The organism is Pseudoroseomonas cervicalis (assembly GCF_030818485.1).
Lineage (GTDB): Bacteria > Pseudomonadota > Alphaproteobacteria > Acetobacterales > Acetobacteraceae > Pseudoroseomonas > Pseudoroseomonas cervicalis_A.
This window is the reverse complement of record NZ_JAUTAJ010000004.1, coordinates 2,357,485-2,381,783: the sequence shown is the minus strand read 5'-3', so window position 1 is coordinate 2,381,783 and position 24,299 is coordinate 2,357,485. Positions and strand designations below refer to the sequence as shown.

Sequence of the window (24,299 nt, the reverse complement as noted above, 5' to 3'; positions counted from 1 at the left end):
GCGGCTACCGCTTCATGCCGGGAGGTAGCGCCGCCGGTAGCGGGCGCCGAGGGACGTCAGGATCTCATAGCCGATGGTGCCGGCCAGCGCCGCCACCGCATCCGGCGTCTGCCGCGGGCCGATCAGCTCCACCCGGTCGCCCGGGCGGCATTCGGGGGCGTCGGTCACGTCCAGGGTGATCAGATCCATCGACACCCGCCCCACCAGTTGCACATCCTGCCCATGCAGGGTGGCGACACCCTGGCTGGACAGGACTCGCAGATAGCCATCGGCATAGCCCGCTGCAATGGTGGCGATCCGGCTGGCACGCTTTGCAACCCAGCTGGCGCCATAGCCGACGCTGGTGCCGGCCGGCACCTCGCGCAGCTGCAGGACCGGCACCGTCAGCCGCAGCACCTGCCGCATCGGGTTGGGCCGGCCGGGGGTCGGGTTGATGCCGTAGAGCGCGCAGCCGGGGCGGGCGAGGTCGGAGGCGAACTCGTCGCCGAGGAACATGCCGGCGGAATTGGCGAAGCTGGCCGGCAGGCCGGGCAGGGCGGCCCGCACATCGGCGAAGCGCCGCGCCTGCTCGGGCGTCAGCGCATGGCCCGGCTCGTCGGCGCAGGCCAGATGGGTCATCACATAGCGCAGGCCGAGGTCCGACAGGTCCCCCGCCGCCGCCAGCTCGGCGGCGTTCAGCCCGAGCCGCTCCATGCCGGTGTCGACATGCAGGATGGCGCCGCGCCGGTTCGCGGCGCGCGCCTCCGCCACATCCTCGGGCGCGTTCAGCACCGGGGTCAGGCCGGCGCCCTCATCCGCGCCGGGCGGGAAGCCGCCGAGGACCGCGATCATCGGCCCGGGGCCGAGCGCCCGGCGCAGCGCCAGGCCTTCGGCGAATTGCGCCACGAAGAAATGCCGGCAGCCGGCCTCCGCCAGCGCCTGCGCCACCGGCGCGGCGCCGAGGCCATAGCCATCCGCCTTCACCACCCCGGCCACCGGGCCGGTGGCGTGGCGGGCAGCCAGGTCGCGCCAATTGGCGGTGATGGCGCCGAGATCGACCAGCAGCTCCGCCTCGAAGGCGGCCAGCGGCCGGGCCTCCGCCGGGCGAGAGGCCTCAGTAATCGCTGCCGCCATGCGCATCCCCATGCACGATGTCGAGGTCGCCGAAGCGGGTGAACTCCGCCTCGAAGAAGAGCGGGATGGTGCCGGTGGGGCCGTGGCGCTGCTTGGCGACGATCAGGTCGGCGCGGTTGTAGGCCTTCTCCATCCGGTCCCGCCAGGCGCTGTGCGCGGCCTCGAACTTCTCCAGATTGTCGTGGTCGGTCTGCTTCGGCTCACGCATCTTCAGGTAGTAGTCGTCGCGATAGACGAACATCACCATGTCGGCGTCCTGCTCGATCGAGCCGGATTCGCGAAGGTCGGCCAGCTGCGGGCGCTTGTCCTCGCGATTCTCCACCTGGCGGGAGAGCTGCGACAGCGCGATCACCGGCACCGCCAGCTCCTTGGCGATGGCCTTCAGCCCCTGGGTGATCTGGCTGATCTCCTGCACCCGGTTCTCCGGCTTGCTGCCGGCGGCGGGGCGCATCAGCTGCAGATAGTCGACCACGATCAGGCTGAGGCCGCGGGTGCGCTTCAGGCGCCGGCAGCGGGTGCGCAGCGCCGAGATGGTGATGGCCGGCGTGTCGTCGATGAACAGCGGCAGGCTGGCCAGCTCGCGGCTGACCTCGACGAATTTGTCGAAATCGCGCTGCTGGATCTCGCCGCGGCGGATGCGGTCGCCGGAGATGCGGCTCTCCTCCGACAGCAGACGCGTGGCCAGCTGGTCGGCGCTCATTTCGAGGGAGAAGATGGCGCAGCCGCCCTTCGGCACGGTGCCGGGGCCGCCCTGGTCCTCCGCCTCGCGCAGCAGCGACTTGGCGGCGCCGAAGGCGATCTTGGTGGCCAGCGCCGTCTTGCCCATGCCCGGACGGCCGGCGAGGATGACGAGGTCCGAGGGATGCAGCCCGCCGGTCTTGGCATCCAGGTCGCGCAGGCCGGAGGGCAGGCCGGAGACGCCGCCGCCGCTGGTGAAGGCCTTCTCGGCCATGTTCACCGCCTCGGTCAGCGCCCGGCCGAAGGTGACGAAGCCGCCCTCCGAGCCGCCATCCTTGGCCAGGTCGAACAGCGACTGCTCGGCGGCTTCCAGCTGCTCGCGCGCATCCAGCTCGGCCTCGGCGCCGAAGGCGCGGTTGACCACCGTCTCGCCGAGATCGATCAGCTGCCGACGCATCCAGCAGTCGTGGATGACCTTGCCGTATTCGCCGGCATTGATGATGCCGACCATGGCCGAGAGCAGCCGCGCCAGATAGGCGGCGCCGCCGACCTCGTCGAGCAGGCCGGAATGCTCGAACTCGGCGCGCAAAGTCACCGCATCGGCCAGCTGCCCCGCCTCGATGCGGCGCTGGATGGCGGCAAAGATGCGACCATGCACGGCATCGGCGAAATGCTCCGGCGCCAGGAATTCGGAGACCCGCTCATAGGCCTTGTTGTTGGCCAGGAGCGCGCCGAGCAGCGCCTGCTCGGCTTCCAGATTCGCCGGCGGCAGGCGCTGGGACAGGCCGATCAGGGTCTCGCCGGGCTGGGGTAGGCTGTTCATGGCGGCAGTCTAGCCCGGCGGGGGCGCCGGGGGAACAGCGGGGGCTCCGCCCCCGGCCCCGCCGGGGGGACAGGGTCCCCCCGGACCCCGCCTTCAGTCGGGTCGCTCCAGACGGATGGGAGATCCAAGAACCTCAGGTTCTTGGTGGGGGTCCAGGGGGCGAAGCCCCCTGGCCTCGGCCTCGGCCATGTAGTCGCGGGTGAGCGGCAGGGTGTCGACCTTGCGGGTCAGCTGCAGCTGCCAGTTCATATGCCCCATGCGCCGGAAGGCCAGCTCGGAGCCGATCAGGTAGAATTCGAACATGCGGCAGAAGCGCTCGTCATAGAGGCTCTGGATCGCATCCCGGTTGGCGGCGAAGCGGCGCCGCCAATGCGCGATGGTTTGCGCGTAATGCAGCCGCAGGATCTCGATATCGGTCACCCACAGGCCGGATTTCTCCACCGCCGGCAGCACCTCCGACAGGGCCGGGGAATAGCCGCCGGGGAAGATGTATTTGGCGATCCAGGGATTGGTGCTGCCCGGCCCGTCGCTGCGGCCGATGGCGTGCACCAGCGCCACGCCATCCTCCTTCAGCGCGCCGCGCAGCGTGCGGAAGAAGCGGCGGTAATGGTCGATCCCGACATGCTCGAACATGCCGACCGAGACGATGCGGTCCACCGGCCGCGCCCAGTCGCGGTAATCCATCAGCTCGAAGCGCACGCGCCCGGCCAGCCCCGCCTCCTCGGCCCGGGCGCGCGCCACCTCCAGCTGCTCGGTGGACAGCGTGATGCCGGTGACGCGCGCGCCATGCTCGCGCGCCAGGTGCAGCGCCATGCCGCCCCAGCCGCAGCCGATGTCGAGCACCTCGAGATCCGGCCGGTCCAGCCGCAGCTTGGCGGCGATGTGGCGCTTCTTGGCCTCCTGCGCCTCCTCCAGACTCTCCTGCCCGGTCGGGAAATAGGCGCAGGAATATTGCCGGTCGCGGTCGAGGAAGAGGGCGTAGAGCCGGCCATTCAGGTCGTAGTGATGCGCCACGTTGCGGCGCGAGCGCGGGGCGGGGTTCAGCTGGTCGAGATGCCGGCGCAGCCAGCGCAGCTTCTCCATCACCGCCTCGCCCGGATGGCCGGTGTCCATCAGGTTGAGCACCAGCAGGTCCATCAGCGCGTAGAGCGAGCAGTCGAGCGGCGCCAGCTCGCCGCTCATATAGCCCTCGCCGAAGGCCAGGCCCGGATTGGTCACCAGCCGCCATTCGGCGCGGCGGCTGCGGATGTCGAGCCCCGCGGCGGGGCCCTCGGCGCCGCGATAGACGCGGCATTGGCCATCGGGGTAGCGCACCGTCAGCGTCCCGCGCCGGATCATGCGGGACAGAACCCGGTCGAACAGCATCGTCCGAACCCTTCCTTCTGCACAGCCGATGCAGGTTGGGTTGGGTCGGCAGGGCTGTCCATTCAAGCGGGCGGCATGGTCTTTACGGTTTGGTCATGAAGTTTTTGTGGCACGTGGCCGCCCGGCCACGAAAAAGGGCGCCCCCCGCGCGGGGGACGCCCTGTTCCGTGCCCGGCCTTCCCCGAGGGGAAGGGGAGGGATCACTCCTCCGTCGCGGCGCCCAGCTCGGACAGCTCGGCGGCCAGCTCGGCCTCCAGGCTCTCCTCCTCGGCCTGCTGCTCGGCGCGCAGATCCTCGCCACGCGCCTGCTTCTCGGCCTCTTCGACCGAACGGGCGACGTTGACGGAAATCGGCAGCAGCACCTCCGGGTGCAGCTCGACCTTCACCTGGGTCACGCCCAGCGTCTTGATCGGCTGCTCCAGCAGGATCTGGTTGCGCGCCACGGTCAGGCCGGCCTCCTTGGCGGCATCGGCGATGTCGCGGCTGGAGACGGAGCCGTACAGGCCGCCCGACTCGCCCGCCTGGCGGATGATGACGACGGACAGGCCGTCCATCCGCTCGGCGATGCGCTCGGCTTCCTCGCGGCGCTTCAGGTTCAGCGCCTCGAGCTGCACCCGCTCACGCTCGAAGCGCGCCAGGTTGTCCTTGTTGGCGCGGATCGCCTTGCCCTTGGGCAGGAGGAAATTGCGGGCGTAGCCAGGGCGGACCTTCACGACCTCGCCCATCTGGCCGAGCTTGTCGACCCGCTGCATCAGGATGACTTCGATCATCGGTGTAACCCCGATCTCACATGTTGGCGGGCGGGTTGCGGCGCCCGTACTGTTCGAGGAGGCCGAGCGCCACAAGGATCAGGGCGCCCGGCAGGCTGAAGACGAGAATCAGGACGTAGAGCAGGATCAGCAGCGGCAGCCGGGCCGAGAAGCCCGCCAGACGCGTGTGCATCGCGGCCAGGCCCTGCAGCACCAGCGGCACCGCCAGCACCAGGCAGAGCGACAGCGGCAGCAGCTCGGCCGAGGGTTCGGCGATCCACCACAGCACACCCGCCAGGCCCGGCAGCGCCGGATACCAGCCGGGCAGCCGCGCCGCGCGCCAGGCCGGGGCCGGCGCCAGGGCCAGGCCGCGGCGCAGCAGGAAACCCTGCGCGCCGGCGGCATTGGCCACCAGCACCAGCGCGGTCCAGAGCGACAGCGCCGCCGCCTGCAGCCGGATGATCTGCTGCAGGATCGCCTCGGAGGCCTCGGCGCCCATGCGGGCCATGCCGGTCTCCACCGCGCCGCGCAGCATGCCCTCCAGCCCGCCTTCGCCGGCGGCGAAGGAGGCCAGCAGCAGCATCGCGGCCGGCCAGAGACCCAGCACCGCCAGCGACGGGCCGAGCGCCAGCCTTGCCGTGCCATCCGGCTCCTGCCGCAGGCCGATGGCCAGCAGCAGCAGCACCGGCCCGCCATAGAGGGCCAGCCAGAACAGCAGCGGCAGCAGGCCCGGCGTGGTCAGCAGCAGCGCGACGCCGCCGATCGCCACGGCCAGGCCGGCGGCGAATTTGCCGAAGCCCAATCCGGCCAGGAACAGCGGCAGCGGCGACAGCCAGAACAGCCCCATGCCGCCCGGCAGGCCGCGGAAGGCGGCCAGGGCGGTGAGGGCGGAGACGAGCCCGGCCGCGACGCCCGCCAGCAGGCGGGGGTCCTCGGTCAGGCCGTTCCGGGGGGTTCCGGTTGCCACGATGCCGGTCCTGGTCTCAGGTCCTGATCCCGTCCGCTGCCGTCAGTCGTTGATGACGTAGGGCAGCAGGGCCAGGAAGCGGGCGCGCTTGATGGCGTTGGCCAGCTCGCGCTGCTTCTTCCCCGACACGGCGGTGATCCGGGAGGGGACGATCTTGCCGCGCTCGCTCAGGAAGCGGGAGAGCAGGCGCACGTCCTTGTAGTCGATCTTCGGCGCGTTCGGGCCGGAGAAGGGGCAGGACTTGCGGCGGCGGTAGAACGGCCGGCGGGCGCCCACGGCGGGGCGGCGGGCGGCGATGTTCACGTCGGTGTTGGTGTCGGACATGATCGATTACTCCTCGCCGCCAGCGGTTTCGGCCTCGTCACGCGGACGGGCGCGATACTCTTCACGGTCGTCGTTCCGCTCGCGGCGGCCCGACGAGAAGCGGCCGGCGGCCGGGCGCGGGCCGCGGAAGCCGCGATCGCGCTCGCGATCGTCGCCACGCTTGGCCAGGATCGCCGAGGGGGCCTCGTCGATCGCCTCGATGCGCAGCGTCATGTGGCGCAGCACGTCCTCGTTGAGGCCGAGCTGACGCGCGACCTCCTGCTCGGCCGCCACGGGGCAGTCGATGCCGAGGAGCATGTAGTGCCCCTTGCGGTTCTTCTTGATGCGGTAGGCCAGGCCACGCAGGCCCCAGTACTCGCGCTTCTTCACCTCGCCGCCGGCTTCGGTGATGACGGAGGTGACCTGGTCGGCGATGGCCTCGACCTGCGCCTGCGTCAGGTCGTTGCGTGCGATCAGCACGGTCTCGTACAGCGGCATGGGATCTCCCTGTGGCTGTCTCAGCCCGGCCTGGTCCTGACCCATGTCAGGCAGTGCAAACGGGCATAGCCGGGCGCGATGCCTCACGCGCCCGGCAGGGGAGCGCGGCTAGAACCATATTTTCCGGGGGGCGGCAAGGGAAAAGGCCATGCGCCGCAGGCGGGGCGGCCCGCGGCGGGGGCTGCGGGCCGGGGCGCGGGAGGGGTGTGGCGCGGCGCCGCCCGGCCCCCTCCTGGCGGCGGCTGCGGCGATGCCGGAGGCCCGCCGGCGCGCTCCGGCGGGGTGCCCGGCACGCTCCGGCGTTGACAGGGTGTTTCCCGACCGTTACCCCGCCGACCCTCAGAGACGCCCCATCGGCGCCCGGGCAGGACCGCACCAGCGCAGAAGGTCCGCCCCAGGGCCGCCGCATCATCGAGGAAAGCCGGCACCACCATGTCGATCGCCTTCGTCTTCCCCGGCCAGGGCAGCCAGGCCGTCGGCATGGGCCGCGAGCTGGCCGAGGCCTTCGCCCCCGCGCGCGAGGTGTTCGAGGCGGTGGACGAGACGCTGAAGCAGAACCTCTCGCGCCTGATGTTCGAAGGCCCGATCGAGGAGCTGACGCTGACCGCCAACGCCCAGCCGGCGCTGATGGCCATGAGCCTGGCGGTGATGCGGGTGCTGGAGCAGGAAGGCGGCTTCGACCTGAAGGCGAAGGTCGCGGTCGTCGCCGGCCACAGCCTCGGCGAATACAGCGCGCTGGCGGCGGCGCAGAGCTTCGACGTGGCGACGGCCGCGCGCCTGCTGCGGCTGCGCGGCGAGGCGATGCAGAAGGCGGTGCCGGCCGGCCAGGGCGCCATGGCGGCGCTGCTCGGCGCCGAGATGGCCCAGGCGCAGGAGATCTGCGAGCGCGCCGCCCTGGCGCCCGAGGGCGGCCATGAGGTGGTCGAGGCCGCCAATGACAATGGCGGCGGCCAGGTGGTGATCTCCGGCCATCGCGGCGCGGTGGAGCGCGCGGTGGCGCTGGCCAAGGAAGCCGGCATCAAGCGCGCCATGCTGCTGCCGGTCTCTGCCCCCTTCCATTGCGCGCTGATGGCGCCGGCGGCGGATGCCATGGCCGAGGCGCTGGCGCTGGCCGAGCTGCGCCCGCCGCTGGTGCCGGTGGTGGCCAATGTCACCGCCGCCAAGGCGACCGAGCCCTCCGAGATCCGCGAGCTGCTGGTGCGCCAGGTGACCGGCACGGTGCGCTGGCGCGAATGCATCGGCACGATGCGCGAGCTGGGCTGCGAGCGCTTCATCGAGATCGGCGCCGGCAAGGTGCTGAGCGGGCTGATGAAGCGCCTCGCCCCCGAGGCCCAGGCGATGTCGGTGGGCTCCCCCGCCGAGATCGAGGCCTTCCTGAAGACGCTCTGAGGAGAGGCGCGGATGTTCCGACTGGACGGCAAGGTGGCGCTGGTGACCGGCGCCACGGGTGGCATCGGCGCCGCCATCGCCCGCACCCTGCACCGGCAGGGCGCCAAGGTCGCGCTTTCCGGCACCCGCGAATCGGTGCTGGCCGAGCTGGCGGCCGAGCTGGGCGAGGGCGCGCTGGTGGCGCCCGCCAACCTCTCCGACCCGGCCGCGCCCCAGGCGCTGGTCGACAAGGTGGAGGCCGAGCTCGGCCGGCTCGACATCCTGGTCAACAATGCCGGCTTCACCCGCGACGGGCTGGCGATGCGCATGTCCGACAAGGACTGGGCGGATGTGCTGGAGGTGGATCTCTCCGCCCCCTTCCGCCTGGCGCGCGCCGCGATGCGCGGGATGATGAAGCGCCGCTCGGGCCGCATCGTCTCGATCGCCTCGATCGTGGGCACCACCGGCAATCCGGGGCAGGCGAACTACGCCGCCGCCAAGGCCGGGCTGATCGGCATGAGCAAGTCGCTGGCGCAGGAGCTGGCGAGCCGCGGCATCACGGTGAACGTGGTGGCCCCGGGCTTCATCCGCACGCCGATGACCGATGCGCTGAACGAGCAGCAGAAGTCGCGGCTGATGGAGCGGATCCCCCTCGGCCGGATGGGCGAGGCCGATGACATTGCCGCGTCCGTTGCCTATCTGGCATCGGACGAGGCCGGTTGGGTGACGGGCGCGACCCTCCACGTCAATGGCGGGATGGCGATGACCTGAAGCGCGTCGGCCGGGCAGGGACCCGTGGGGGAGCGGCGGCGCGGGGCAATCCCCGCCGCGTGACCCTTCCGGGAAACCTGTTCCCCGGCCGGCTTCCATGTTAATGCCGCGCGGTCTGAGGCCGGGGATCGTCCCCGGCAGGGCAGCCGGCAAGCGTCTGCAAGCAGGAGAGACTCGGGCGATGAGCGATACCGCCGAGAAGGTGAAGAAGATCGTTGTCGAGCACCTCGGCGTCGAGGAGGCCAAGGTGACCGAAACCGCCTCCTTCATCGACGACCTGGGCGCCGACAGCCTCGACACGGTCGAGCTGGTGATGGCCTTCGAAGAGGCCTTCGGTGTCGAGATCCCGGACGATGCCGCCGAGAAGATCACGACCGTCAAGGACGCGATCGACTACATCGAGGCGCAGAAGGCCGCCTGAGGCCTTCCATCCGCGCCACCCTTTGCGTGCGCCCTTGGGGAGATAACGCGTGTTCGGTTCTCTGACGACGCCGCGCCGCGTCGTCGTCACCGGGATGGGCATTGCCTGCCCGCTTGGCGTCGGCGTCGCGAATGTGTGGCAGCGGATGCTGGCGGGTGAAAGCGGCATCGGCCCGATTACCCTGTTCGATGCCAAGGACCTGCCGGCGCGGATCGCCGGCGAGGTGCCTGCCGGGACCAAGGCCGAGGGGAAGCTCGACTTCAACGAGTGGATCCCGGTCAAGGACCAGAAGAAGATGGACCGCTTCATCCAGCTCGCCCTTGTGGCGGCGGTGGAGGCGGTCGAGGATTCCGGCTGGGTGCCCGAATCGGACGCCGACCGGCACGCCACCGGCGTGATGATCGGCTCCGGCATCGGCGGCCTGCCGGCGATCGCCGAGAACGCCCAGCTGGTGGCGCAGGGCAAGGCGCGCCGCCTGTCGCCCTTCTTCATCCCCTCCGCGCTGATCAACCTGGCCTCCGGCCATGTCTCGATCCGCTACGGCTTCAAGGGCCCGAACCACGCGGTGGTGACGGCCTGCGCGACCGGCGTGCATGCGCTGGGCGACGCGGCGCGGCTCATCGCGCTCGGCGATGCCGATGTGATGGTGGCCGGCGGCGCGGAAGCCGCGATCTGCGACATCGGCATGGCCGGCTTCTGCGCCGCCCGCGCCCTGTCCACCGGCTTCAACGACCGGCCGACCGAGGGCTCCCGCCCCTGGGATGCCGGGCGCGACGGCTTCGTCATGGGCGAGGGCGCCGGTGTTCTCGTGCTCGAGGAGTACGAGCACGCCAAGCAGCGCGGCGCCAAGATCTATGCCGAGGTGCTGGGCTACGGCATGTCGGGCGATGCCTACCACATCACCGCCCCGGCCGAGGGCCATGACGGTGCCTACCGCGCCATGAAGGCGGCGCTGCGGGATGCCGGCATCACCCCGGAGCAGATCCAGTACGTCAACGCCCACGGCACCTCGACGCCGCTCGGCGACGATCTGGAGCTGGAGGCGGTGGAGCGGCTGTTCGGCGATGCCGCCAAGGGCCTGGCCATGTCCTCCACCAAATCGGCGATCGGGCATCTGCTCGGCGCGGCCGGCGCGGTGGAGGGCATCTTCTCGGTGCTCGCGCTGCGCGACCAGGTGGCCCCGCCCACGCTGAACCTGCACGAGCCCTCGAAGGAGAGCGTGATCGACCGCGTGGCGCTGCAGGCGCAGCCGCGCAAGATCGAGATCGCGCTGTCGAACAGCTTCGGCTTCGGCGGCACCAACGCCTCCATCCTGTTCCAGAAGGCGCCCTGAGCCTTTCGGAAGCGTGACCGGGCCAGGGGGATTCGCAGGGCTGCGAATTCCCCTGGCCCTTCCCATCTCTGCCGCCCCGGAGGGGGCAGGGCGGAGAGGGAACTGGCAGACCCGCCGCGCCGGGCCCGCCCGGCCCTTGCCCCGGCCCCCACAGGCCCTGACAAAGGCTCGACGATGCGCAAGCTTCTCCTGGCGCTGCTGGCCCTGCTCATCCTCGCCGGCGCCGGCGGCGCCTGGTGGGCGCGCGAGCAGTATCTGGCCCCGGGGCCGCTGGCCCAGCCCACCCCCATCGTCATCGCCCGCGGCGGCACCGAGCAGATCGCCCGCACGCTGGCCGAGCGCGGCGTGCTGGCCGAGCCGCGCGCCTTCCCCGCCGCCGTCTGGCTGACGCGGGAGGAGGGGCCGCTGCGTGCCGGCGAGTATCTGTTTCCCGCCCATGCCTCGCTGCGCGACGTGCTGACGGTGCTGCGCACGGCGCGGCCGGTGCAGCGCCGCCTGACCATTCCCGAGGGGCTGACGGCGAAGCAGATGGCAGTGCTGATCGGCCAGGCCGAGGGGCTGACCGGCGACACCCCGCCCTTCGGCGAGGGCGAGCTGCTGCCCGAGACCTATGCCTATCAATGGGGCGACAGCCGCGCCGCCATCGTGCGCCGCGCCGGCACGGCGATGCGCGAGGCGCTGGAGCGGCTGTGGAAGGAGCGCGCCGAGGGGCTGCCGCTGGCCTCCGCCCGGGAGGCGCTGGTGCTGGCCTCGATCGTCGAGCGCGAGACCGGCCAGCCGGAGGAGCGCGCCCATGTGGCGGGGGTGTTCATCAACCGGCTGAAGCGCGGCATGATGCTGCAATCCGACCCCACGGTCGCCTATGCGGCGGCCGATGGCGGGGTGCTGGAGCGGCCGATCAGCCGCGCCGACCTCGACCGCGACCACCCTTTCAACACCTACCGCATCCGCGGCCTGCCGCCGGGGCCGATCGCCAGCCCGGGGCTCGATTCGCTGCGCGCCACGCTGCAGCCCATGGCCACCGAGGACCTGTATTTCGTGGCCGATGGCAGCGGCGGCCACGCCTTCGCCCGCACGCTGGAGGAGCACAACCGCAACGTGGCGCGCTGGCGCGCCATCGAGCGGCAGCGCAGCCAGCCGGCGACGCAGTGAGGTGCTTTGAGAGGGGCTTTGCCCCTCTCACTCCCCACCAAAGGCCTGAGGCCTTTGGAAACCCATTTGTTTAAGCTCAACAACTGATGGCGGGTGCAGGGGACCCTGTCCCCTGCCGGGGGAGTTTGAGGGGGCAAAGCCCCCTCAAGCCTGGGTCACGGGCTTGGCCGGCAGCCGGGATGCGACGAAAGCGCGGAAGGAGAGCGGCAGGGCGCCGGCCAGCCGCGCCATGGCATAGGTCGGGAAGGGATAGGCGATGCGGGTGCGCCCGCGCCGGATTCCCTCGAAGGTGCGGCGCGCGGCCTCCTCGGGCGAGAGCATGAAGGGCATGGGGAAGGTGTTCACCGCCGTCATCGGCGTGCGGACATAGCCCGGGCAGACGGCGTGCAGCCGCAGCCCGCGATGGCGCTCGGTGGCGTCCGCCGCCTCGGCCCAACGCTGCACCGCGGCCTTGCTGGCGCAGTAAGCGGCGGCGCCCGGCGCGGCGACGAAGGCGGCGACCGAGGCGATGACGGCGACCCGCCCGCGCACCCCATCCGCCCCCGGCGCCTGCCCCGCCATTTTTTCCAGGGCCGGCAGGGCGGTGTTCAGCACACCCTGGACATTGGTGTCGAAGATGGCGCGGACCTGCGGCCCGGGCTCGGCCACGCCGCCGGTGCCACCGGAGATCCCGGCATTGGCGATCAGCAGGTCGAGCCCGTCCATGCCTTCGACCCAGGCGGCGCAGGCGGCCTCATTGCGCACGTCCAGCACACTGGCCGCCACCGTGGCGCCACGGGCGCGGCAGGTCTCGGCGCTGGCCTCCAGCCGCCCGGCATCGCGGCCGGCGAGGTGCAGCGTGACGCCGGGGGCAGCACAGGCTGCGGCCAGGGCGCGGCCGAGGCCGGAGGAGGCGCCGGTGATGGCGATGCGTCGCCAGGGAATGTTCGCCATGCCTTGCATCCTGCAGCGGAGGGGAAGAGAAGGCCGGGCATGGCTCTCTCCTCGATGACCGGATTTGCCCGCCAGGCGGGCACCCTGCCGGATGGCACGGGTTACGTGTGGGAATTGCGCAGCGTCAACGGGCGCGGGCTGGATGTGCGGCTGCGCCTGCCCCCCGGCCTCGACCGGCTGGAGGCGCCGCTGCGCGAGGCGACGGCGGCGCGCTTCAAGCGCGGCAACATCTCCGCCACGCTGACGCTGAAGCGGGAGGACCGGGCGCCGCGCCTGACCCCCGACCCGGCGGCGCTGGAGCAGGCGCTGGCGCTGGCCCTCGACCTCGCCGCGCGCATCCCGGGCTGCCCGCCGCCGCGGGCCGAGGCGGTGCTGGCCATGCCGGGCGTGCTGCGCAGCGCCACCGCCGCACCCCCCGAGGAGGAGGAGCAGGCGCAGCAGGCGGCCCTCGCCGCCGCCTATGCCCAGGCCCTGGCGGGGCTGGCCGAGTCGCGCGATGCCGAGGGCGCGAAGCTGGACGCCATCCTGGCCGCGCTGCTGGCCGAGATCGCCGCGCTGCGCGAGGCCGCCCTGGCCGAGGCCGCCAGCCAGCCCGCGGCGCATCGCGCCCGGCTGACGGCGGCGCTGGCCGAGCTGCTGGAGGGCGAGCACCGCGTGCCGGAGGAGCGGCTGGCCGTCGAGGTGGCGCTGCTGGCCCAGAAATCCGATGTGCGGGAGGAGCTGGACCGGCTCGGCGCGCATGTCGAGGCGGCGCGCGCCCTGCTGGAATCGGGCGAGGCGGTGGGGCGGCGGCTGGAATTCCTGGCCCAGGAATTCGGCCGCGAGGCCAATACGCTGGGCGCCAAATCGGCCAGCCTCGCGCTGACGCGGCATTCCCTGGACCTCAAGGCCGCCATCGAGCGGCTGCGCGAGCAGGCGGCGAACATCGAATGAACCGGATCTCCCGACGCGGCATCTGCCTGGTCCTCTCCGCCCCTTCGGGCGCCGGCAAATCCTCGGTCAGCCGCGCGCTGCTGGAGCGGGAGAAGGAGCTGCGCCTGTCGGTCAGCGCCACCACCCGCGCCGCCCGCCCCGGCGAGCAGGAAGGGGTGCACTACTTCTTCAAGAGCATGGCGGAGTTCGAGGCGATGGAGGCGGCCGGCGAGATGCTGGAGAGCGCCCATGTCTTCGGCCGCCGCTACGGCACGCCGCGCGCGCCGGTGGAGCAGGCCCTGGCCGCAGGCCGCGACGTGATGTTCGACATCGACTGGCAGGGGCACCTGCTGCTGCGCCGGGCGCTGCCGGCCGATGTGGTCAGCGTCTTCCTGCTGCCGCCGAGCCTGACCGAGCTGGAACGCCGCTTGCATGGCCGTGGGCAGGATTCCGCCGAAGAGATTGCCCGCCGCATGCATGCCGCCCGCGACGAGATCAGCCACTGGGCCGATTTCGACCATGTCCTGGTGAACCACGACTTCCACGAGACCGTCGATTCGGTGCGCGCCATCATCCATGCGGCGCGCAGCGCGCGCGCCCGGCAGCCCTGGCTGCCCGGCTTCGTCGACGGGCTGCTGCGGCCGTGAGGGTGGCGGCGGCGCCGCACCTCGCGCCGCCCGCCGCCGGTGCATCGCGATGAACACGCTGCTGAATGTCGTGGCGCCGATCTTCCTGCTGATCGGCATCGGCTATGTTTCCGCCCGCCGCCGCTGGATCTCGGAGGAGGGGCTGCGCGGCATGACGGATTTCGTCTTCCGTCTGGCCATGCCCTGCCTGCTGCTGGCCGGCGCCACCACGCCGCATCCGGATGGCGGGGCCACCGCGCTGGCCTTCTTCACCGGCTGCCTCGCGGCCTATGCGCTGGCGCTGCTGCTGTCGCGGCTGGTGCTGCGCATGCGCCTGGCGGAGGGCGGGACCTTCGCGCTGAACGCCGCCTTCGGCAACACCGGCATGATCGGCGTGCCGCTGGTGCTGGCCGCCTATGGCCAGGCCGGGCTGTCGCAGCTGCTGGCCATCATCGGGCTGCACTCGTTGATCCTGCTGCCGCTCGGCACGGTGGTGGGGGAGATCGCGCACAGCTCGCGCGCGCGGATCGGCGCCATCGCCAAATCCACCTTCCTGTCGGTGCTGAAGAACCCGATCGTGATGGCGGTGCTGCTGGGCTTCATCATCCACCAGGCGGGGCTGGAGCTGCCGGGGGTGGCGCGGCGCTTCCTGGAGACGACCGGCATGGCCGGGCCGCCGGTGGCGCTGTTCTGCCTGGGGGCCAGCCTGATCGCCTTCGATGCGCGGCGCGACTGGCCCTCGGCGCTGCTCTGCACGGCGCTGAAGCTGCTGCTGATGCCGGCGCTGGTCTGGCTGGTGGCCTGGGGCATCGGCCTGCCGCGGCTGCCCACCGCGGTCGCGGTGCTGGCGGCGGCGATGCCGACGGGCGCCAATGCCTTCTTCCTGGCGCGGCGCTATGCCGCCGGGGCCGACCGCTCCGGCGCCACCGTGCTGCTGTCTACCATCCTGTCGGTGGCGACGCTGGCGGTGCTGCTGGTGGTGCTCTGAGGGGGCCGGGCGGCCCCCTCCGCCTTCTCTCAGTGCAGGGTGAGCACGCCGCTGGCGTAGCGGAACTCGGCCGGCTGGGTCAGGGCGGCGGAGGCGATGCGCACGCTGTGCAGCTTGCCCTCGATCTCGCGCTGCCAGAAATCGAGGAAGCGGTGCAGCTCCGGGAAGCGCGGCGCGTGGTCCAGCTTCTGCCACACGAAGCTCTGCAGCAGGCCCGGATGGTCGGGCAGATGGTAGAGGATTTCCGCCGTCGTCAGATGCCAGTCCGGTGCGCGGAGCAGGGCATCGATATCCCGTAGCAGCATGGGCGATCGTCTCCGTTCTCGGCGCGGGCCGTGGCTTCGGCCCGGCATCCGGCGGGGCTTGGCCCGGCCGGTGTCATCAGCATGCCATGAGGGGGGCTTTGGGCCGCAAGAAAAACCGCAGGAAAACAGCGCCTTAGCACTCATCGTCAAAGAGTGCTGCTTGGCGCTTGACGGGTTTCGCGGAGTTTCCTAGATCGTCAGCACTCGCCGGGGGTGAGTGCTAACAGGGCTTGCCCGCCGGCCGAGGCAACCGTCGCTGAATGCGCCTTGAAGGGCGTCAGGAGAGGGCCATGAAGTTTCGTCCCCTGCATGACCGCGTCGTCGTCCGCCGGCTGACCGCCGAGGAGAAGACGTCCGGTGGCATCATCATCCCCGACACCGCCAAGGAAAAGCCGATGGAAGGCGAGATCGTCGCCGTCGGTTCCGGCGCGCGCAACGAGCAGGGCGTCGTCGTCGCCCTGGACGTCAAGGTCGGTGACCGCGTGCTGTTCGGCAAGTGGTCGGGCACCGAAGTGAAGATCAGCGGCGAAGAGCTCCTGATCATGAAGGAATCCGACCTGATGGGCGTGATCGCGGCCTAATTCGCGGCCTGCGGACCCCATCCTTCCACCAGAACAGACGAGGTAATTCCCATGGCTGCTAAGGACGTTAAGTTCGGCGCCTCCGCCCGCGAGCGCATGCTGCGCGGCGTGGACATCCTGGCCGACGCCGTGAAGGTGACGCTGGGCCCGAAGGGCCGCAACGTCGTCATCGACAAGTCCTTCGGCGCGCCGCGCATCACCAAGGACGGTGTGACGGTCGCCAAGGAAATCGAGCTGGCCGACAAGTTCGAGAACATGGGCGCCCAGATGGTGCGCGAAGTGGCCTCGAAGCAGAACGACCTGGCCGGTGACGGCACCACCACCGCGACCGTGCTGGCCCAGGCCATCGTGCGCGAGGGTGCGAAGGCGGTCGCCGCCGGCATGAACCCGATGGATCTGAAGCGCGGCGTCGACAAGGCCGTGGCCGTGATCGTCGAGGAGCTGAAGGCCAAGACCAAGAAGATCACCACCTCCGCCGAGGTGGCCCAGGTCGGCACCCTCTCCGCCAATGGCGAGGCCGAGATCGGCTCCATGATCGCCGAGGCGATGGAGAAGGTCGGCAATGAGGGCGTGATCACGGTCGAGGAAGCCAAGGGCATCCAGACCGAGCTCGACGTCGTCGAGGGCATGCAGTTCGACCGCGGCTATGTCTCCCCGTATTTCATCACGAATGCGGAGAAGATGATCGCCGAGCTCGAGAACCCCTACATCCTGATCCACGAGAAGAAGCTGTCCCAGCTGCAGCCGATGCTGCCGCTGCTGGAGAGCGTCGTGCAGTCCGGCCGTCCGCTGGTCATCGTGGCCGAGGATGTCGAGGGCGAGGCGCTGGCGACCCTGGTCGTCAACAAGCTGCGCGGTGGCCTGAAGATCGCCGCCGTGAAGGCCCCGGGCTTCGGCGACCGCCGCAAGGCGATGCTCGAGGACATCGCGATCCTGACCGGTGGCCAGGTGATCTCCGAGGATCTCGGCATCAAGCTCGAGACCGTGACGCTGCAGATGCTTGGCCAGGCCAAGACCATCCGCATCGAGAAGGAGAACACCACGATCGTCGACGGCGCCGGCTCCAAGGAGGACATCCAGGGCCGCGTCGAGCAGATCAAGGCGCAGATCGAGGAGACCACCTCGGACTACGACCGTGAGAAGCTGCAGGAGCGCCTGGCGAAGCTGGCTGGCGGCGTGGCCGTCATCCGCGTCGGCGGCGGTTCCGAGGTCGAGGTGAAGGAGCGCAAGGACCGCGTCGACGACGCGCTGCACGCGACCCGCGCCGCGGTCGAGGAAGGCATCGTCCCGGGTGGTGGCGTGGCCCTGCTGCGCGCCGCGTCGAAGCTCGCCGACCTCAAGGGCGACAACAACGACCAGCATGTCGGCATCGAGATCGTCCGCCGCGCCATCCAGGTGCCGCTGAAGCAGATCGCCGAGAACGCCGGCAAGGACGGCGCCGTGATCGCCGGTGAGGTGCTCCGCAAGGACACCTACGAGTACGGCTACGACGCCCAGGCCGACGAGTACAAGAACCTGGTCGAGGCCGGCATCATCGACCCGACCAAGGTCGTGCGCACCGCCCTGCAGGATGCGGCCTCGGTCGCCTCGCTGCTGATCACCACCGAGGCGATGATCGCCGAGCGTCCCGAGAAGAAGGCTCCGGCCGGCGCTCCGGGCGGCATGGGTGGCATGGGCGGCGACATGGATTTCTGATCCGTCTCACGGATCGGGGTTCACCCAGCCAGAACGATGGGGGGCGGTCCGCAAGGGCCGCCCCTTTTCGCTGTCGTCACGTTGTTCCTGTATCGTCACGAAATCCGTCGGTTTGCGTTGACAGTACGGTAACGATCTGTCCCACTTGCCGTCAGCCAACCGCGTCCCTTCGCCTTGCCGTGCCTCCGGAGACCCGGATCGCCCACAAGCCGTCCGGGGATGATCGGAAGGTCACCAGGCGGGGCGCTCGGGCCTCCGCCGCCAGGAAGGATCCGTCGCATGGCGATCGGCACCGTGAAGTGGTTCAACGCGACCAAGGGCTTCGGCTTCATCGTTCCGCAGGATGGCGGCAAGGATGTGTTCGTGCACATCACCGCCGTGCAGAAGGCGGGCCTGCAGGGGCTGAACGAGAACCAGAAGATCAGCTATGAAGTGGTGATGGAGCGCGGCAAGGCGGCCGCCACCAACCTCAAGCCGCTCTGATCCCGACGCGGACAGGGGCGGGCCAGCGGAGCGAGCCTGCTTCCTCCATGCCCCTGCCGCTTTTCCTCGCGCGCCTCTCCAAGCTCGCCATGGTGGCGGCGCTGGCCGCCTTCGCCCTGCTGGTGGCCTGGAACAATCTGGTCGATTACGGCTCGAACTTCGCCTTCGTGGCGCATGTGCTGAGCATGGACACGACCTTCCCCGACAACACGCTGCGCCACCGCGCCATCACCGCGCCAGCGCTGTGGCATGCGGGCTATGGGCTGATCATCCTGGGCGAGGCGCTGACCGGCCTGGCCTATGCCATGGCCGCGCTGCTGATGGCGCGGGGCTTGCGCGGCGCGGGCTTCGCCGCGGCCAAGGGCTGGGCGCAGCTCGGCGCGGCGCTCGGCGTCCTGGTCTGGTTCCTGGGCTTCCAGGTGATCGGCGGGGAGTGGTTCCTGATGTGGCAATCGGCCAGCTGGAACGGGCAGGAAGCGGCCTTCCGCTTCACCACCACGATCCTGCTCGTCACCCTCTATGTCGTGCTGCCGGAGAGCTTCGGCGGCAGCGGCGCGCCGCGGCGGCGGGACACGCCGCCACCGCCGCCAGGCTGAGGCGCCTCAGCCCGCCTCCGGCTCCCAGCCGATGGCGCGGCGCAGGAAGGCGGCGCCGAGCGAGGCGAAGCGCGCCACCTCCGCATTGTCCTTGCCATAGCCATGGCCGCCGGCCTCGGGCTCGTAGAGCCAGGCCTCATAGCCCATCTCCTGCAGCCGGGCGGCCATTTTGCGGGCATGGCCGGGATGCACCCGGTCGTCGCGCCGCGTCGTCGCCAGCAGGATGGGCGGGTAGGACCGGCCCGGCTCCACCGCCTGATAGGCGGAGAAATGGCGGATGAAGGCCCAATCCTCCGGCTTGTCCGGGTCGCCATATTCGGCGATCCAGCTCGCCCCCGCCAACAGCTTGGTGTAGCGGCGCATGTCGATCAGCGGGATGGTGCAGAACAGCGCGCCGAAGCGCTCCGGATAGCGGGTCAGCATATTGGCGATCAGCAGCCCGCCATTCGAGCCGCCCTCGGCGGCGATGCGGCCCGGCACCGTCACCCCGCGCCGCACCAGATCCTGCGCGATGGCGGCGAAATCATCATGGCTCTGCCGCTTCCTCGCGCCGCGCCCGGCCTCGTGCCAGGCGGTGCCGAACTCGCCGCCGCCACGGATCTGGCCGATCACCGCCGTGCCGCCCTTCTGCAGCCAGAGCCGCCCGGTGCTGGCCGAGTAATAGGGCAGGCAGGGGATCTGGAAGCCGCCATAGGCGGTCATGTGCACCGGCGCCTGGCCGCTCTCGTCCAGGGGGCCGATCTGCACATAGGGGATGCGCTCCCCATCGGTGGAGATCGCCTCATGCCGCGACACGGTCAGGCCGGTGGCGTCGAAGCTGGGGCTGGAGGATTTCAGCAGCGCCGGCGCGGCCGGGCGCGTGGCGCTGGCCAGCAGCAGCTGCGGCGGCGTCACCGGGTCCTGCGCCATCACCAGCAGCGTGCCGTCGGATTCCTCGATCTCGGCATCCAGCGGGCCGAGATCGACCACGCCGATCCGCGGCAGGCCGGGCAGATCCTCGCTGGCCCAGGCGCCGGGGCCCGGGGTGAAGATCCGGTAGACCGGGGCGAGATTGTCGAGGATCGACACCACCAGCCGCCCCTCGCACCAGAAGAAGCCCTGCAGCGACAGGCGCGGCTGCGGCGTGAACAGGATCTGCGGCGCGACGCGCCCGGCCAGCAGATCCTCCAGCGACAGGCCGAGCAGCAGATCGGTGTCGTAGCTGCGGCCCTCCACCACCCAGGGGGTGCGCGGCTTCACCGCCAGATGGCCGCGCTGCCAGACATAATGCGCGTCGCTCGGCAGGGGCACGCGGGTCTTGGCCCCGCTGCGGTCGCCCAGCCACACCGTGCCGTCGAACATGCCGGTGCGGTCGATGAAGAGCAGGGTCTCGCGGCCCTCTTCATGCTCGACCCCGCCCCAGGCCATCATGCTGGCCTCGGGCACCTCGAACAGGGTGGTCGCCTCCAGCGGCGGCGTGCCGCGCGGCCAGAGCCGCACCGTGCGCGCATAGCCGGAGCCGGTGACATGCCCCTCGCCATAAGCGGCGGAGAGCAGCAGCGTGTCGCGGTCCAGCCAGGCGGCGCCGCCCTTGGCCTCGGGCAGGGTGAAGCCGCCCTCCACGAAGCGGCGCGAGGGGATGTCGAATTCGCGCAGCACCGCCGCATCGCTGCCGCCGCGCGACAGGCGCAGCAGGGCCAGGTCATGCTGGCCGGGCAGGGTGGCGGCGCCGGCCCAGATCCAGTCCTCCCCCTCCGCCGCCGCCAGCGCGTCGAGGTCGAGCAGCACCTCCCACTCCGGCGTCTCGCTGCGGAAGGAGTCGAGGGTGGTGCGGCGCCACAGGCCGCGCGGATGCGCCGCATCCTTCCAGAAATTGAACAGATGCGGCCCGCGCCGCGTCACATGCGGCAGCTTGCCGGGGCGGTCCAGCGCCGCCTTCAGCGCCGTGCGATCAGCCTCCAGCCCCGGGCTCTCCAGCGCCGCCAGGGTGCGGGCATTCTGCTCCGCCACCCATTCCAGCGCCCGCTCGCCCTCGATCTCCTCCAGCCACAGGAAGGGATCCTCGTCCGGCTTCTCCAGCGTCGGCTGCATTTTTCTTCCTTCTACCGGTCAGGGCCGCGACGGGAAGGGCTGCACGGGGACGAGGGCGCTCCGGCCCGGCGGTGCCGGCGTCTCACCCCCTGGCCACCGCCGCCCCGCTTCCACCGCCGCGTCCCGCCTCCCCACCAGACGGCGGCAGCCCGAAAACTAAACGATCTGGTAGCGGGCTTTGGCGGCGCGTTCGATGGCGCCGGCGATCAAACGGTCGATATCCATGGTGATGCGGAAATCCTGCAGGAAGCGCAGCTCCTCCTGCGTCGCATCGCCATCGGCGGCGGCGACCTCGCAGGCCAGCAGATAGGCGGTCTCGCGCAGGCGCGGCGGCAGGGCGTCGCGGATCAGCTCGCAGGCGCGGTCCAGGCCATCGGCCTGCTCCAGCAGGCGCAGGCAGGTCTCGGTCACCGCCTCGATCTCCTGCGGATGGAAATCCGAGAACACCGGCAGCTCCTGCACCAGGCGGGACATCATCGCCAGCTCGGCATCCGACATGGCGCGGTCGGCGGCGGACATCAGCACCATGGCGCAGATCAGCGCCTCCTGGGCCGTGAAGCGGATCTTGGTGTGCGGCATCGGATCATCCTTCCTGGCCAAGCGGTACCGCCTCGGCCGTCGCGGTTCAACGCCCCGCCAGGAAGGCGGTTGTCTCCCGCACCGCATCGGCCAGGCCGAGCCGTTGCGGCGCCACCCCCTCCGGCAGCCCGGCCAGCAGGCGGGAGGGCGTGCGCGGGTCCAGCAGCACGAAGACGCCGCGATCATCGGCGCGGCGGATCAGCCGGCCGAAGGCCTGGCGCAGCCGGTGCCGGGCGATGGCGTCATCATACAGGCCGGGCCGCCCGCCGGAGAGATGAATGCGCCGCTCCCGGTGCAGGATGGAGGGGCGCGGCCAGGGCACCCGGTCGAACACCAGCAGCCTGAGCGCCCGGCCGGGCACGTCGACGCCATCGCGCAAGGCATCGGTGCCGAGCAGACAAGAGTCCTCCTCGGCGCGGAAGATGTCGACCAGGGTGGCGCTGTCCATGGCGTCGACATGCTGGGCGTAGAGCGGCAGCCCGGCCTCGGCGAGCGCCGGCGCGATGCGCGCATGCACGTCGCGCAGCCGCCGGATGGCGGTGAACAGGCCGAGCCCGCCGCCGCCCGCCGCCAGGAAGAGCTGCTGCATCGCCGCCGCCACCTGGCCCGGGCTGTCGCGGTTCATGTCGTCGATGATGAAGGCGCGGGTGTTGGCGGCATAGTCGAAGGGGGAGGGCAGGGCGGCGCGAACGGCGAGCGCCGGCAGGTGCTGCACGCCGGTGCGGGCCTCGGCCTCCCGCCAGGCGGCATCGGGGTCCTTCCGCGCCGCGTCGCGCAGCGTGGCGGAGGCGATCAGCACGCCATGCGCCGGCGCCGCCACCTGCGTCGCGAAGGGCATGGTCGGGTCCAGCCAGTGGCGGTGCAGCCCCGCATCGATGTCGCGCCCCTCGCGCCGTGTCAGCGCCAGCCAGTCCACATAGGTGGGGCGCTGGCCGGGTTCGGCCGGCTCCTCATGCAGGCGGCGCAGCATGGACAGCCAGGCGGCGAGCGGCATCAGCGCCCGGCGCTCGATGCTGCGGCTGGCGGTTTCCAGCCGGATGCGCACCCCGGTCTCCAGCTCCTGCTCGGGGTCCTCCAGCAGGGTGGTGAGCAGCGAGGCCAAATGCTTCAGCGGGTCGCGCAGCCGCTCCAGCGCCACCTCCAGCGCCACGGCGGCCGGGGTCATGTCGTCCAGGAGCGGGTGCAAATCGCATTCGGCGTCGTAGAGCGGGTCGCCCTCGGCGGTGCGGGCCAGCACCTGGGCGCGCACGGCGCGCAGGAAATCCTCGGCCGGGACGCTGTCCTGGAAGGGGCGCGGGCGCGGGATGCCGGGGGCGGCGGGCAGGGCAGGGCCGCGCGGATCCTCGGGCAGCTCGTCGCGGTCCTCGGCGCGCTCGGCATCCTCCTCCGGCAGGGCGGCCCAGCGGTCCCACCAGCCGGGGGAGGGCAGGGCGCGCGCCGCATGCTCGATCAGCTCCAGCGGCGGCACCAGCGCCGGGTGCTCGGCCAGCATTTCCTCCAGCCGCCGGCGCAGGCCGCGCGCCCGTCCGCGGCCGCCCTCATTGCCAAGCAGCCAGCGGCGCAGCTCGGCCATCTCGGCGCCTGACAGCTCGGCCGAGAAGGCGCCATCGGCGGCGTCGAACAGATGGTGGCCCTCATCGAAGACATAGCGCAGCGCCGGCCCGTCCTCGCCGCCGCCGAGCGCCGCCTGCACCATCACCAGCGCATGGTTGGCCACCACCAGATGCGCGCCCGCCGCGCGGCGGATGGAATGCTCCACATAGCAGCGCTTCCAGTGCGGGCAGGCGGAGTGGATGCACTCCCCCCGCCGGTCGGCGAGGAGCGAGATGGCGCCGCTCGGGAACAGCTCCATCAGCCAGCCGGGGAAATCGCCGCCCAGCAGATCGCCATCCCGCGTCGCCAGCGCCCAGCGCGCCACCAGGCCGAGCGCCACCAGCCGCGCCGGCATGGCGCCGGTCACCGCCTCGTCATAGTTCAGCAAGCAGAGATAATTCTCGCGGCCCTTGCGGATGACGACCCGCTTCCGCCGGTCCTCGGGGTCCGGGTAAAGCCGGGCCAGCTCCTGGTCGAGCTGGCGCTGCAGATTGCGGGTGTAGGTGGCGATCCAGACGGGGGCGCCATTGCGCTCGGCCCAGAGGCTGGCCGGCGCCACATAGCCCAGCGTCTTGCCGGTGCCCGTCCCGGCCTCGGCCAGCACCAGCCGGGGCTCGCCCGGGGTCTCGCGCGGGGTGAAGGCCAGGCTGGCGGCGGAGGCGAAATCCGCCTGGGAGGGGCGCTGCTCCGCCCCATCGCCCAGGATCTCGGCCAGGCGGGTGCGCGCCTCGGTCGGCGTGACGGCGTGGCTGGCGGGGGGCGGGGGCGGCGCCTCCTCCTCCCATTCCGGCAAGGCGCGCCACACCTTCAGCGCGTCCTGGGAGGGGCGGGCGGATGGCAGGCCGAGGGCCGCCAGCACCGAGGGGGTCCAGGCCCAATCCGCCGCCTGCGCCATGCGCGCGGCCAGCGCCCCGGCATCCTTGTTCAGTGGCGCGGAGCGGGCGCGGGCCAGGCGGCGCAGCAGCTCGGTGGCGATCTCCGGCAGCAGGGCGGCGGCGCTCTCGGCATCCTCGGGCGGGGCCATGTCGAGGGCCAGCGCCAGGCCGCGCGGCGTGGGCGGGGCGGGCTGGGCCGGCAGGCAGAAGGCGAACAGCTCCAGCAGGTCCCAGGCGCCTTGCAGGCCGGGCAGGTTCAGCCGCTTCGCCACCGCCGGCGCGTGCACCAGGATCGGCGGGCCGAATTCCCGCAGCAGCCGCGGCAGCTCGGCCGGGCGGGGGGTGAACAGCTCGCCATCCGGCGTCAGCAGCGCGGCGCGGCCCGGGGCGGGGGCGACGAGGGCCGGCGCGTCCGGCAGCAACAGGCGGGGGGGGAGGGCGCTGGCGGGCCCTTGGGCGGGGGACACCGGCGGAACCTAGGGGCAAAAGGCGAACAAGGCCAGGATCGGCCGGGGCTTTTCC

Annotated in this window: 24 protein-coding genes; 12 read left to right on the top strand and 12 right to left on the bottom strand. The window is 71.4% G+C overall.

Annotation, left to right across the window (positions count from 1 at the left end; all coding sequences use genetic code 11):
- Positions 1 to 12 precede the first annotated feature (12 nt).
- The 7 genes from alr to rpsF all read right to left on the bottom strand — a co-directional run bounded on the left by alr (position 13) and on the right by rpsF (position 6,496).
- Positions 13 to 1,113: an alanine racemase gene (gene alr / locus QE401_RS15075; protein ID WP_307138985.1), complete on the bottom strand. Its 1,101-nt coding sequence runs from the start codon at positions 1,111 to 1,113 to the stop codon at positions 13 to 15.
- Positions 1,094 to 2,614, bottom strand: a complete 1,521-nt coding sequence (locus tag QE401_RS15070; RefSeq protein WP_307138984.1) for a replicative DNA helicase — start codon at positions 2,612 to 2,614, stop codon at positions 1,094 to 1,096. The genes alr and QE401_RS15070 overlap by 20 nt, the downstream gene beginning before the upstream one ends.
- Before the next feature lie 93 nt (positions 2,615 to 2,707).
- Positions 2,708 to 3,979, bottom strand: a complete 1,272-nt coding sequence (locus tag QE401_RS15065) for an SAM-dependent methyltransferase (RefSeq protein ID WP_307138983.1) — start codon at positions 3,977 to 3,979, stop codon at positions 2,708 to 2,710.
- A gap of 200 nt (positions 3,980 to 4,179) precedes the next feature.
- On the bottom strand, positions 4,180 to 4,749 hold the full coding sequence (gene rplI / locus QE401_RS15060; RefSeq protein ID WP_271137082.1) for a 50S ribosomal protein L9: 570 nt from the start codon (positions 4,747 to 4,749) through the stop codon (positions 4,180 to 4,182).
- A 16-nt stretch (positions 4,750 to 4,765) separates the two neighbouring features.
- Positions 4,766 to 5,695: a hypothetical protein gene (locus QE401_RS15055; RefSeq protein ID WP_307138982.1), complete on the bottom strand. Its 930-nt coding sequence runs from the start codon at positions 5,693 to 5,695 to the stop codon at positions 4,766 to 4,768.
- A 42-nt stretch (positions 5,696 to 5,737) separates the two neighbouring features.
- On the bottom strand, positions 5,738 to 6,019 hold the full coding sequence (rpsR, locus tag QE401_RS15050; RefSeq protein WP_007003584.1) for a 30S ribosomal protein S18: 282 nt from the start codon (positions 6,017 to 6,019) through the stop codon (positions 5,738 to 5,740).
- A gap of 6 nt (positions 6,020 to 6,025) precedes the next feature.
- Positions 6,026 to 6,496: a 30S ribosomal protein S6 gene (gene rpsF, locus QE401_RS15045; RefSeq protein ID WP_307138981.1), complete on the bottom strand. Its 471-nt coding sequence runs from the start codon at positions 6,494 to 6,496 to the stop codon at positions 6,026 to 6,028.
- 432 nt (positions 6,497 to 6,928) lie between these two features.
- Between rpsF and fabD the strand changes: the two genes are divergently transcribed.
- The 5 genes from fabD to mltG all read left to right on the top strand — a co-directional run bounded on the left by fabD (position 6,929) and on the right by mltG (position 11,541).
- The gene (gene fabD, locus QE401_RS15040; RefSeq protein ID WP_307138980.1) at positions 6,929 to 7,885 is read left to right on the top strand and encodes an ACP S-malonyltransferase; all 957 of its coding nucleotides are present in this window, start codon (positions 6,929 to 6,931) and stop codon (positions 7,883 to 7,885) included.
- Between the two features lie 12 nt (positions 7,886 to 7,897).
- Positions 7,898 to 8,635 (top strand): 3-oxoacyl-[acyl-carrier-protein] reductase, encoded by a 738-nt coding sequence (gene fabG, locus QE401_RS15035; RefSeq protein ID WP_307138979.1) that lies wholly within the window; start codon positions 7,898 to 7,900, stop codon positions 8,633 to 8,635.
- Positions 8,636 to 8,816: 181 nt separating this feature from the next.
- Positions 8,817 to 9,056 carry an acyl carrier protein gene (locus QE401_RS15030; protein WP_007003588.1) on the top strand — a complete coding sequence of 80 codons (240 nt, stop codon included), beginning with the start codon at positions 8,817 to 8,819 and terminating at the stop codon, positions 9,054 to 9,056.
- Positions 9,057 to 9,105: 49 nt separating this feature from the next.
- Positions 9,106 to 10,389, top strand: coding sequence for a beta-ketoacyl-ACP synthase II (gene fabF / locus QE401_RS15025; RefSeq protein WP_307138978.1), 1,284 nt, complete (start codon positions 9,106 to 9,108; stop codon positions 10,387 to 10,389).
- A 174-nt stretch (positions 10,390 to 10,563) separates the two neighbouring features.
- Entirely contained in the window at positions 10,564 to 11,541 is a 978-nt protein-coding gene (gene mltG, locus QE401_RS15020; RefSeq protein ID WP_307138977.1) for an endolytic transglycosylase MltG, read from the top strand.
- Between the two features lie 144 nt (positions 11,542 to 11,685).
- Here the strand turns inward: mltG and QE401_RS15015 are convergent, their stop codons facing one another.
- Positions 11,686 to 12,474, bottom strand: a complete 789-nt coding sequence (locus QE401_RS15015) for an SDR family NAD(P)-dependent oxidoreductase (protein WP_307138976.1) — start codon at positions 12,472 to 12,474, stop codon at positions 11,686 to 11,688.
- A gap of 39 nt (positions 12,475 to 12,513) precedes the next feature.
- On the opposite strand from QE401_RS15015, the gene QE401_RS15010 reads away from it, so the two are divergent.
- From QE401_RS15010 to QE401_RS15000, 3 genes are read left to right on the top strand one after another with little or no spacing between them, the layout of a single operon-like run.
- A complete protein-coding gene (locus QE401_RS15010) occupies positions 12,514 to 13,407 on the top strand; it encodes a YicC/YloC family endoribonuclease (protein ID WP_307138975.1) in 894 nt (297 codons plus the stop codon).
- Complete coding sequence (gene gmk, locus QE401_RS15005) at positions 13,404 to 14,033, top strand: guanylate kinase (protein WP_307138974.1); 630 nt, start codon at positions 13,404 to 13,406, stop codon at positions 14,031 to 14,033. The genes QE401_RS15010 and gmk overlap by 4 nt, the downstream gene beginning before the upstream one ends.
- A gap of 49 nt (positions 14,034 to 14,082) precedes the next feature.
- Entirely contained in the window at positions 14,083 to 15,000 is a 918-nt protein-coding gene (locus QE401_RS15000; RefSeq protein WP_307138973.1) for an AEC family transporter, read from the top strand.
- A gap of 29 nt (positions 15,001 to 15,029) precedes the next feature.
- Here QE401_RS15000 and QE401_RS14995 read toward each other — a convergent pair whose 3' ends face one another.
- On the bottom strand, positions 15,030 to 15,305 hold the full coding sequence (locus QE401_RS14995; protein WP_307138972.1) for an usg protein: 276 nt from the start codon (positions 15,303 to 15,305) through the stop codon (positions 15,030 to 15,032).
- A gap of 290 nt (positions 15,306 to 15,595) precedes the next feature.
- Between QE401_RS14995 and groES the strand changes: the two genes are divergently transcribed.
- The 4 genes from groES (at position 15,596) to QE401_RS14975 (ending at position 18,660) form a co-directional block, all read left to right on the top strand.
- Positions 15,596 to 15,886 (top strand): co-chaperone GroES, encoded by a 291-nt coding sequence (gene groES / locus QE401_RS14990; protein WP_076958178.1) that lies wholly within the window; start codon positions 15,596 to 15,598, stop codon positions 15,884 to 15,886.
- 51 nt (positions 15,887 to 15,937) lie between these two features.
- The gene (gene groL / locus QE401_RS14985) at positions 15,938 to 17,581 is read left to right on the top strand and encodes a chaperonin GroEL (RefSeq protein WP_307138971.1); all 1,644 of its coding nucleotides are present in this window, start codon (positions 15,938 to 15,940) and stop codon (positions 17,579 to 17,581) included.
- A 279-nt stretch (positions 17,582 to 17,860) separates the two neighbouring features.
- A complete protein-coding gene (locus QE401_RS14980; protein WP_271137093.1) occupies positions 17,861 to 18,064 on the top strand; it encodes a cold-shock protein in 204 nt (67 codons plus the stop codon).
- Between the two features lie 47 nt (positions 18,065 to 18,111).
- The gene (locus QE401_RS14975) at positions 18,112 to 18,660 is read left to right on the top strand and encodes a DUF2165 family protein (RefSeq protein ID WP_307138970.1); all 549 of its coding nucleotides are present in this window, start codon (positions 18,112 to 18,114) and stop codon (positions 18,658 to 18,660) included.
- A gap of 6 nt (positions 18,661 to 18,666) precedes the next feature.
- On the opposite strand, the gene QE401_RS14970 is transcribed toward QE401_RS14975, so the two are convergent.
- The 3 genes from QE401_RS14970 to QE401_RS14960 all read right to left on the bottom strand — a co-directional run bounded on the left by QE401_RS14970 (position 18,667) and on the right by QE401_RS14960 (position 24,244).
- A complete protein-coding gene (locus tag QE401_RS14970; RefSeq protein WP_307138969.1) occupies positions 18,667 to 20,730 on the bottom strand; it encodes a prolyl oligopeptidase family serine peptidase in 2,064 nt (687 codons plus the stop codon).
- A 156-nt stretch (positions 20,731 to 20,886) separates the two neighbouring features.
- Entirely contained in the window at positions 20,887 to 21,309 is a 423-nt protein-coding gene (locus QE401_RS14965; protein ID WP_307138968.1) for a tellurite resistance TerB family protein, read from the bottom strand.
- A gap of 46 nt (positions 21,310 to 21,355) precedes the next feature.
- Positions 21,356 to 24,244: an ATP-dependent DNA helicase gene (locus QE401_RS14960; RefSeq protein WP_307138967.1), complete on the bottom strand. Its 2,889-nt coding sequence runs from the start codon at positions 24,242 to 24,244 to the stop codon at positions 21,356 to 21,358.
- Positions 24,245 to 24,299: the final 55 nt, after the last annotated feature.

Bases quoted from the DNA above. Each gene is read 5' to 3' on its own strand.
- alr (WP_307138985.1), bottom strand. From the start codon at position 1,113: ATGGCGGCAGCGATTACTGAGGCCTCTCGCCCGGCGGAGGCCCGGCCG.
- rplI (WP_271137082.1), bottom strand. From the start codon at position 4,749: ATGATCGAAGTCATCCTGATGCAGCGGGTCGACAAGCTCGGCCAGATG.
- groL (WP_307138971.1), top strand. From the start codon at position 15,938: ATGGCTGCTAAGGACGTTAAGTTCGGCGCCTCCGCCCGCGAGCGCATG.
- gmk (WP_307138974.1), top strand. From the start codon at position 13,404: ATGAACCGGATCTCCCGACGCGGCATCTGCCTGGTCCTCTCCGCCCCT.
- QE401_RS14965 (WP_307138968.1), bottom strand. From the start codon at position 21,309: ATGCCGCACACCAAGATCCGCTTCACGGCCCAGGAGGCGCTGATCTGC.
- QE401_RS14970 (WP_307138969.1), bottom strand. From the start codon at position 20,730: ATGCAGCCGACGCTGGAGAAGCCGGACGAGGATCCCTTCCTGTGGCTG.
- QE401_RS15070 (WP_307138984.1), bottom strand. From the start codon at position 2,614: ATGAACAGCCTACCCCAGCCCGGCGAGACCCTGATCGGCCTGTCCCAG.
- fabG (WP_307138979.1), top strand. From the start codon at position 7,898: ATGTTCCGACTGGACGGCAAGGTGGCGCTGGTGACCGGCGCCACGGGT.
- mltG (WP_307138977.1), top strand. From the start codon at position 10,564: ATGCGCAAGCTTCTCCTGGCGCTGCTGGCCCTGCTCATCCTCGCCGGC.
- QE401_RS15000 (WP_307138973.1), top strand. From the start codon at position 14,083: ATGAACACGCTGCTGAATGTCGTGGCGCCGATCTTCCTGCTGATCGGC.
- QE401_RS15030 (WP_007003588.1), top strand. From the start codon at position 8,817: ATGAGCGATACCGCCGAGAAGGTGAAGAAGATCGTTGTCGAGCACCTC.
- fabD (WP_307138980.1), top strand. From the start codon at position 6,929: ATGTCGATCGCCTTCGTCTTCCCCGGCCAGGGCAGCCAGGCCGTCGGC.
- QE401_RS15065 (WP_307138983.1), bottom strand. From the start codon at position 3,979: ATGCTGTTCGACCGGGTTCTGTCCCGCATGATCCGGCGCGGGACGCTG.
- groES (WP_076958178.1), top strand. From the start codon at position 15,596: ATGAAGTTTCGTCCCCTGCATGACCGCGTCGTCGTCCGCCGGCTGACC.
- QE401_RS15015 (WP_307138976.1), bottom strand. From the start codon at position 12,474: ATGGCGAACATTCCCTGGCGACGCATCGCCATCACCGGCGCCTCCTCC.
- QE401_RS14995 (WP_307138972.1), bottom strand. From the start codon at position 15,305: ATGCTGCTACGGGATATCGATGCCCTGCTCCGCGCACCGGACTGGCAT.
- QE401_RS14975 (WP_307138970.1), top strand. From the start codon at position 18,112: ATGCCCCTGCCGCTTTTCCTCGCGCGCCTCTCCAAGCTCGCCATGGTG.
- rpsR (WP_007003584.1), bottom strand. From the start codon at position 6,019: ATGTCCGACACCAACACCGACGTGAACATCGCCGCCCGCCGCCCCGCC.
- QE401_RS15010 (WP_307138975.1), top strand. From the start codon at position 12,514: ATGGCTCTCTCCTCGATGACCGGATTTGCCCGCCAGGCGGGCACCCTG.
- QE401_RS14980 (WP_271137093.1), top strand. From the start codon at position 17,861: ATGGCGATCGGCACCGTGAAGTGGTTCAACGCGACCAAGGGCTTCGGC.
- rpsF (WP_307138981.1), bottom strand. From the start codon at position 6,496: ATGCCGCTGTACGAGACCGTGCTGATCGCACGCAACGACCTGACGCAG.